The sequence below is a fragment of the Cupriavidus sp. 05N39 genome (assembly GCF_056397325.1).
The window spans coordinates 1-2,542 of the sequence record NZ_JBFTNE010000227.1 but is presented as its reverse complement, the minus strand read 5'-3'; the positions used below and the strand labels follow the sequence as shown (position 1 = coordinate 2,542).

Annotated in this window: 1 protein-coding gene; it reads left to right on the top strand. The window is 60.8% G+C overall.

What is annotated here, in order from left to right; all coding sequences use genetic code 11:
- Window positions 1-537: 537 nt before the first annotated feature.
- Window positions 538-2,082 carry a sensor domain-containing diguanylate cyclase gene (locus AC1DN0_RS40850; RefSeq protein ID WP_441629621.1) on the top strand — a complete coding sequence of 515 codons (1,545 nt, stop codon included), beginning with the start codon at window positions 538-540 and terminating at the stop codon, window positions 2,080-2,082.
- The last annotated feature ends 460 nt before the right edge of the window (window positions 2,083-2,542 follow it).

The following is a 2,542-nucleotide window of genomic DNA, read 5'->3' as shown; positions in this document are numbered from 1 at the left end:
GCACGGCGGCGGCGCTGACCTGAACGAACATAAAACCTAAACCCACAACAAAAACGCAACGGCGAAAGATACCATAAAAGCACTTTTCCGTTGCGGTATCTGAAGTCTCCGTGCCGTCCCACACGCAACACTTCAGAACATACCAACAGCACTCATAATTATCATTATGTTAAATCGTAGCTACGAGGCTGCCGGGCAATACCTCCTGCCTTGCCTGACGCCGACAGTCAGGCCGTAAGACATCACCTAATTGGCTCTGATGCATCCACCAACAGCCGCCTAGGCCCGTAAATGTACTGCTCCCTACAACTCCATCTCTTCGTCCACGTTGGCTCTTGTCCGTGCCATGTGGATGGACAATCGATCAAGCAGTTCGGGAGTCTCTAGAATCCTGACGCACTGAGCATTCCCTTGCGCACCAGACCGTAGAGGCTTTCGCCGGCCCTTGACATGACCAAGGAGGACAGATGCCGGGCACGCGTATTTGAGCGAGTACAATCGGCGCGCTCGCGCCTGGGCGGAGTGACAACCCCGAGCATGCAACCGGATAACCTTGGCCCGCGCCAAAAAGTGAACTTTAAATCCCTCAATCTTTTCGTGGCCAGCAGCTTTGTGCTTGCTGTTGCCATTGCCGCCGTAGGGGCCGGTGCGCTCCATGAAATGCGCCAGGACGCGTATGCCCGCGCACAGGAAGGGGCCGCCAATCTCTCGCTGATCCTGGAGCACGATATCGCCCGCAATCTGGAAATCTATGAGCTGTCGATGCACTCCGTAATCGACGGCGTCAAAGATCCCGAGATTCTCCGGTTGCCTCCCGCCATCCGCCAGCTAGTGTTGTTTGACCGTTCCACAACCGCAACGGACATGGGCTCCCTGCTGGTGACGGACGAGCAAGGCCACCTTGTGCTCGACTCCCGCTCGATCCCTCCCCGTCCCGTCAATCTTTCTGACCGCGATTACTTCAAGGTGCATCGCGATTCGGCCACTGCCGGACTGTATGTCAGCCAGCCGTTCCAGCCTCGCCTGACGGACGGTGGCCAGTCGATCGGCCTTAGCCGAAGGTTGTCGCACGCAGACGGCAGCTTTGCCGGCATCGTCGTCGGCACGCTGCGTACCCACTACTTCAGGAGGCTGTTCGAAGGGACGAAGCTTGGCCCGGGGGGCACCATCACGCTGCTGCGGGACGATGGCATCGTTCTCATGCGGCGCCCGTATGAGCCAAGCACCATCGGGCGGAGCATTGCCAGCAGCCCGTCCTTCGCTCCGCTTACTCAAGCTTCGCAAGGATCCTATGTCGGCACTGCCGCACTGGATGGCACTGAACGTCTATATAACTTCCACCACGTTACCGGTTTCCCGCTCGTGGTTGTCGTTGGCCTGTCGACCGACTACGTTTATGCGGAATGGCGCAAAAGGGCGTGGCTGTTCGGCGGGCTTATCCTTGCCCTCGACGCCATGCTCATCGCGCTCTCGGTGCTGATTTCCCGGCAGTTCAGGCGCAGGCTGGCGATGGAAAAACACCTGCGGCTCATGGTCAATACGGACGGCCTGACGGGTATCGGCAGCCGGCGCGCCCTGGATGAAGCCGCCGACATTGAATGGCGCCGAGCATGGCGCAACCAGCAGCCCTTGTCCTTGCTCATGATCGATGTCGATCATTTCAAGAACTTCAACGACCACTACGGGCACGCGGGCGGCGACGATGCGCTGGCTGCGGTTGCCCGCTGCATAGCCGACAGTATCCGCAGGCCTGGCGACTATGCCGCCCGCTACGGCGGCGAGGAATTCGCCGTGCTGTTGCCCAACACCGGCATGCAAGGCACCATCGCCGTGGCCGAGAAAATTCGCTCGGCAGTCGAGAGCCTGGCGATCCCAAATTTGGGGAGCGCCAACCAGGTGCTTACAGTCAGCATCGGTGTGGCTATCGCAGAGGACCGCGCGCGTTTCGCTAGCCTGCGGGTCTTCTTCAATGCAAGCGACGAAGCGCTATACGAGGCGAAGGCGTCTGGGCGCAATCGTGTGGCCATCGCCGCGGACGAAGCACGAAGGAGCGTGGCCAAAATCGCGGCCCAGGACGGCTAGAGGGTAAAAGAAAGCCGCGCCCGGCCCGTCCGGCCAGTAACCAGTTGCTGAGGTCAAGGCGCCACGCCTAGGCGCGGGCGCCGGGCTTCCGGCTCTGTCGAGAACTGGATACGCAACTCCTGCAACTGCCGCGCGAGCGCATCGCTTTGACGCTTGCCCTGCTCCTGACGCGCCTGCGTGGCCGCGTGGGCCCGACGCTCGGCGTCCCGCGCTCCGATGTGCGGGCCTGGCGTGTCGCGTAATTGCAGACACCCGGTGTCTGTTGTGTTGGTTTTTGCCCGCCAGACCAAAGCCACCGCGCACCGTGCGCTGGCGCCATTTTCCCCGCCTCGAAAGATTTCTTCCCACGTCCCGCCTGCGTTTGCGGGCGATTCACGCTGACCTGGCCCGCCTTGGCACACTCCATGCGTTTGTACCTCCCGAGCGCAGAAACAATGCTCGAACCAACCGAACCCAAGTC